The following is a 5,926-nucleotide window of genomic DNA, read 5'->3' on the forward strand; positions in this document are numbered from 1 at the left end:
TGATTTGTTTATTTGGAATTTGACTGCTGGCTGGAGACTGCCTACTGCTGACTGAGGACTGTTTTTGACTACCTCTGCTAAAAAGCCCGAGATTGTCGCGGTCGTACCTCCCTCACAATGACGACTTTATGGGTTGTTGTAAGAATTGTTTATTTGTTTATTTGGTGATTTGTTTATTTGAAATTTGACTGTGGACTGTTTTTTACTGCCGACTGGAGACTGCCGACTGCGGACTCGTAATTTGTTTATTCGTAACACATAACTCTAAGTACTTTAGGCACTATAAGTACTCTAAGTACTTCTTTTTATTACATCTTTTGTGTTTTTTCTTGAGGGAAACTTTAAGGTAAAGAATCAAATTGTTGAACAACAACTTATTTTTAATAATTACCAAGTAATAAAATGAATAATAAATTCTTTGTTAAAAACTCATAATTATTATCTTTGTGATTATTTTTTTATTGTATTAAAACAAAACACCTTAAATTATGAAACGATTATTACCTATTTTGTTATTATTGGTTTCTCCAATATTAACATTTGCAAGCGAAGCTGACTTACCCATTCCTGACCTTGGACTAAGTTATTTTGAGAATTTAGGAATGAATGGCTGGTCACTTTTATTGTATGGTTCAATTATTACTTTTATTGGATTATTTTTTGGAATATGGCAATATTCAAAAATCAAGAAAATCCCTGTCCATAAATCAATGCTTAACATATCAAGCACAATTTATGAAACATGTAAAACTTATCTTTTTCAGCAAGGTAAATTTCTTGTTATTTTATTTATAATAATAAGTGTTGCCGTTGTTTATTATTTTCTTGGATTAGTAGAAGGAATAACAATTCCAAAAGTATTACTCATCCTTTTATGGACAGTTTTAGGGATACTTGGTTCTTATGGTGTTGCATGGTTTGGTATTAGAATAAACACACTTGCTAACAGCCGTACATCTTTTGCCGCACTAAAAGAGAAACCATTTAATGTAATGTCAATACCTTTACAATCAGGAATGAGTGTTGGGTTGTTATTGGTATCTGTTGAGTTAATATTAATGCTTGTAATTTTACTATTTGTTGCCGGAGAAAATGCAGGAGCTTGTTTTATTGGTTTTGCAATAGGTGAATCGCTTGGTGCAAGTGCATTGCGTATTGCCGGAGGAATTTTTACAAAGATAGCTGATATTGGAGCTGACCTTATGAAACTTGTTTTCAATCTTCCTGAAGATGACCCACGTAACCCCGGTGTTATTGCCGATTGTACAGGCGATAATGCAGGAGATAGTGTTGGTCCTACAGCTGATGGCTTTGAAACTTATGGCGTTACAGGTGTTGCTTTAATAGCTTTTATTGTATTGGCAATAGGTAATATTGAATTTCAAAGTACTCTTATAGTATGGATATTTGTAATGCGACTATTAATGATACTTACATCTATTATTGCATATTATATTAATCACGCTATTTCAAAAGCTAAATTTGGAGATTCAGATAAATTCAATTTTGAAACACCATTAACAAATCTCGTTTGGATAACTTCAATAATTTCAATAATTGTTACATATATTGTAAGTTATTTCCTTATTGGAACATTAAACATAGGAGAAATCGTTGACAACGATCTTTGGTGGAAGCTTGCAACAATTATCAGTTTTGGTACATTGGCAGCAGCTGTTATTCCTGAATTTACTAAAGCATTTACAAGTTCAAAATCACGACATGTTAACGAAATAGTAACAGCTTCAAAAGAAGGTGGTGCTTCCTTAACAATTCTATCGGGAATTGTTGCAGGTAATTTTAGTGCATTTTGGAAAGGAATGGTAATGGTTATTTTAATGGTAGGAGCTTTTTATGTAAGTACTATGGGATTAGATGCCTTTATGATTTATCCATCAATATTTGCATTCGGGCTTGTTGCGTTTGGCTTTTTAGGAATGGGGCCTGTTACTATTGCTGTTGACAGCTACGGACCTGTTACTGACAATGCTCAGTCTGTTTTTGAATTATCTCAAATTGAAAAAATTCCTAATATTAAAGATGAGATTAAAAAAGATTTTGGTTTTGAGCCTAATTTTAAAGATGGTAAACATCATCTCGAAGCAAATGATTCGGCAGGAAATACTTTTAAAGCTACAGCAAAACCTGTATTAATAGGTACTGCTGTTATTGGTGCAACAACAATGATTTTTTCAATAATTCTTTTATTAGAAAAAACAGGATTACTTCAATTGGAACTAACCGACCCACAGGTTCTTTTAGGATTCATCACAGGTGGTGCTGTTATTTTTTGGTTTTCAGGTGCTTCAATGCAAGCTGTTACAACAGGTGCTTATCGTGCTGTTGAATATATTAAAAAAACAATTAATTTAGATGTTGAAAAAGCTGACTTAGAATCATCAAAAAATGTTGTAAAAATATGTACAAAATATGCACAAAACGGAATGTGGAATATTTTTGCAGTAATATTTACATTTACTCTTGCATTTGCATTTTTTGACCCTAACTTTTTTGTTGCATATTTAATTTCAATTGCAGTATTTGGTTTATTTCAGGCTATGTACATGGCTAATGCAGGTGGTGCTTGGGATAACGCAAAAAAAGTTGTTGAAGTTGATATGAAAGAAGACGGAACTCCATTGCATAAAGCTGCCGTTATCGGTGATACTGTTGGTGATCCTTTTAAAGATACTTCTTCAGTTGCTTTAAATCCGATAATTAAATTCTCAACTTTGTTTGGACTTTTGGCAGCAGAAATATCAATTCACATGATTAAAGCTGCAGAAGAAGGTGCTTCTAATTACCTTCCTTATATTGGAATAGGATTGTTTACAATAGGACTTTATTTCGTTTACAGGTCTTTTTATGGAATGAGAATTAAAAAATAATTTTTAAAAAAGAACTTTATATTTTTAATAAATTAAAAGGTTGTTTGATTATTCAGACAACCTTTTTTATTACTTTTACAGTATGAAAAAACTTGTTAAAATATTGAAAAATCATATCCAAGAGGATTTCAATTGGCGTATTTATACTTACACTATCATTTTTCTTGCAATAGCAGTTTGGTTGAACTATAAATTTGATATTGAACATTCAATTTTAAATCCGCACAAAGAAAGTATAAAAGGAGTGGTGTTTTTTACTCTAGTAAACTTTATTGCATATTTTGGAATTGCATTACCAATTATTTTTTTAAAGCAAAAACAACATCTTTTAAAGGATTATAGATTTTGGATTAAAAGCATTCTTTTTCTTACAGTTATAGCATTGGATAGAAGTATTAACTTTCATAAAGATATTGTAAATCAATTTGATTTTTATTACGATGGTTATTTTTTGCAAAGAATAATCGTAAACACAAAATCAGTTATTACAATTTTACTACCCTTGTTTTTAATAAAACTTATTTTTGACAAAAAAGACAAAAATCTTTATGGATTAACAATTAAAAATTCGCACTCAAAAGTATTTCTTACAATGATTTTGATTGTCTTACCTATGGTAATTTGGGCATCATTTCAAAGTGATTTTATTCAGGCATATCCGCGTTTTAAACCATGGCATTTAAGTAGTGCCTTCGGATTATCAACTTTTCAAATGACAGGATTGTTTGAGATGGCTTATGGTTTTGATTTTATTTTTGTTGAGCTTGCTTATCGTGGTGCTTTAGTAATTGGAATGGCTTCATTGCTTGGTAGAGATGCAATATTGCCAATGGCATCTGTTTACGTAATGATACATTTTGGAAAGCCAGCAGCCGAATGCATAAGTTCATTTTTTGGAGGATACATACTTGGTGTTTTTGCACTTAATTTAAGAAGTATTTTTGGGGGAGTAATTATTCATCTCGGATTAGCATATCTAATGGAAGCTACAGCCTTTATTCAGCATTTTATTGGGCAGGAATAGAACGAGTGAAGATGATTAGTTTATTTCCAAAAAGTAAAAAACTTATCAAAAATAATTTACTTTTTAATTGTTTTCAATCCCCTCTCTATTCTTGAAATTGTTTCTTCCTTACCAATTATTTCCATAATGTCAAAAAGATGTGCTCCTTGGTTGGAACCAACAAGGCATAAACGTAATGGATTCATAACTTTTCCAAAGCCAAGCTCATTTTTTTCAATGTATTTTTTTACTTCATTTTCAATTGCCGTTGAAGTAAATTCGCTTGCACTTTGAAGAATATCTTTTATATCTGATACAATTTCAGGAGTATCTTCTTTCCATTTTTTCTTCACCACTTTTTTATCATAATCTTCAGGTGCAACGAAAAAATATGATGATTGTTCCCATAGGTCAACAACAAAATCTGCTCGTTCTTTTATTAATGAAACTATTTTTATAACTTTCTCCTTTTCTAAAGTAATATTTTTTTCTTTTAAAATAGGAATAAATAAGTCTGCAAGTTCTTCATTGCTTTTCTTTTGCAAGTATGAATGATTAAACCATTTAGCTTTATCAGGGTCAAATCTTGCTCCAGATTTGTTAATATTGTTAAGCGAAAATGCATCTATTAGTTCATCAAGTGAAAATATTTCTTGCTCTGTTCCCGGATTCCATCCGAGTAAAACAAGAATATTAACAACTGCTTCAGGAAAATATCCCGACTCTCTGTAACCTTTAAATATCTCGTTCTTTTCGGGATTATTCCATTCCAAAGGAAACACTGGAAAGCCACCTTTATCACCGTCACGTTTGCTGAGTTTTCCTTTTCCTGTTGGTTTTAGTGTTAAAGGTATGTGAGCAAATTTTGGCATGCTATCTTTCCACCCGAGAAAATCATAAAGTAAAACATGCAAAGGTGTGGAAGGAAGCCATTCTTCCCCTCTGATAACATGTGAAATTTTCATTAAATGATCATCAACAATGTTTGCAAGATGATAAGTAGGTAATCCGTCAGATTTAAATAAAACTTTATCATCAACTTCATTAGAATTTATTAGTATTTCTCCTCTAATAACATCCTCAACTTTTATTTCTTTGTTCTCAGGAATTTTTATTCTTACAACATAAGGTTCACCTGCTTCCATTTTTTCTTTAACCTCATTTCTCCTTAAAGACAAAGAGTTTTTCATTTGCATTCTTGTAGCAGCATCATACTTAAAAGTACTTTTCTTTGCTTCAAATTCTGCACGTTTTGAATTTAATTCTTCTTGAGTGTCAAAGGCGATATAAGCATTATCTTCATCCAATAATTTATCAACATATTTTTTATAAATGTCCTTTCTTTCAGATTGTTTATATGGTCCAAAATCTCCACCTTTTACAGGTCCTTCGTCATAATCCAGCCCCAGCCATTTTAAAGAATTTCTTACATAGTCCTCAGCTCCTTCAACAAATCTTGCCTGATCGGTATCTTCAATTCTTAGGATAAATTTGCCATTATGTTTTCTTGCAAATAAATAATTATAAAGTGCTGTTCTAACACCTCCAATGTGTAAAGGTCCTGTAGGACTAGGTGCAAATCTTACTCTTACTTCTGAATTCATAATTTGGTTTTTAATTTAGGGGGGTTCTATAAATACATTTCTTTTAAGAAACAAAGATAATGAATAAGATGCAAGGCACAAATTTTTCATTGTCTATAAAAAACTCTGAGAATCTTAATGCCTGTCTGCCGACATAGGCAGGCGAATGTATTTATAGAACCCCCCCTTCAATTATTGCCTGTTTTTTTTAACCTTCAAAGGTAAGATTATTTGATGTCGGAACAACTTCCGATGCCACAAAATAAAAATGATTAGATAGTCGATATGGATATAAGGTAAAAAACTATTGGAGCTTTTTATTAATTTGATTTTCAACTTCTTCAATTAATTGCTTTGCAATTGGCATTAGTTCAGTAACATTATCTTTAGTTAACTCTACGAAATCATCATAATCACCCATTTGTCTTTTGTCATATAATTCATTAAAAAAC

Annotated in this window: 3 protein-coding genes; 2 read left to right on the forward strand and 1 reads right to left on the reverse strand. The window is 31.4% G+C overall.

The window, feature by feature from the left end; genetic code table 11:
• Window positions 1–488: 488 nt before the first annotated feature.
• Both U9R42_01135 and U9R42_01140 read left to right on the forward strand, forming a co-directional pair.
• The gene (locus U9R42_01135) at window positions 489–2,888 is read left to right on the forward strand and encodes a sodium-translocating pyrophosphatase (GenBank protein ID MEA3494619.1); all 2,400 of its coding nucleotides are present in this window, start codon (window positions 489–491) and stop codon (window positions 2,886–2,888) included.
• 82 nt (window positions 2,889–2,970) lie between these two features.
• Window positions 2,971–3,912, forward strand: a complete 942-nt coding sequence (locus U9R42_01140; GenBank protein MEA3494620.1) for a hypothetical protein — start codon at window positions 2,971–2,973, stop codon at window positions 3,910–3,912.
• Window positions 3,913–3,968: 56 nt separating this feature from the next.
• Here the strand turns inward: U9R42_01140 and gltX are convergent, their stop codons facing one another.
• Window positions 3,969–5,495, reverse strand: coding sequence for a glutamate--tRNA ligase (gltX, locus tag U9R42_01145; GenBank protein MEA3494621.1), 1,527 nt, complete (start codon window positions 5,493–5,495; stop codon window positions 3,969–3,971).
• Window positions 5,496–5,926: the final 431 nt, after the last annotated feature.

This window comes from Bacteroidota bacterium, assembly GCA_034723125.1.
Classification (GTDB): Bacteria; Bacteroidota; Bacteroidia; order CAILMK01; family JAAYUY01; genus JAYEOP01.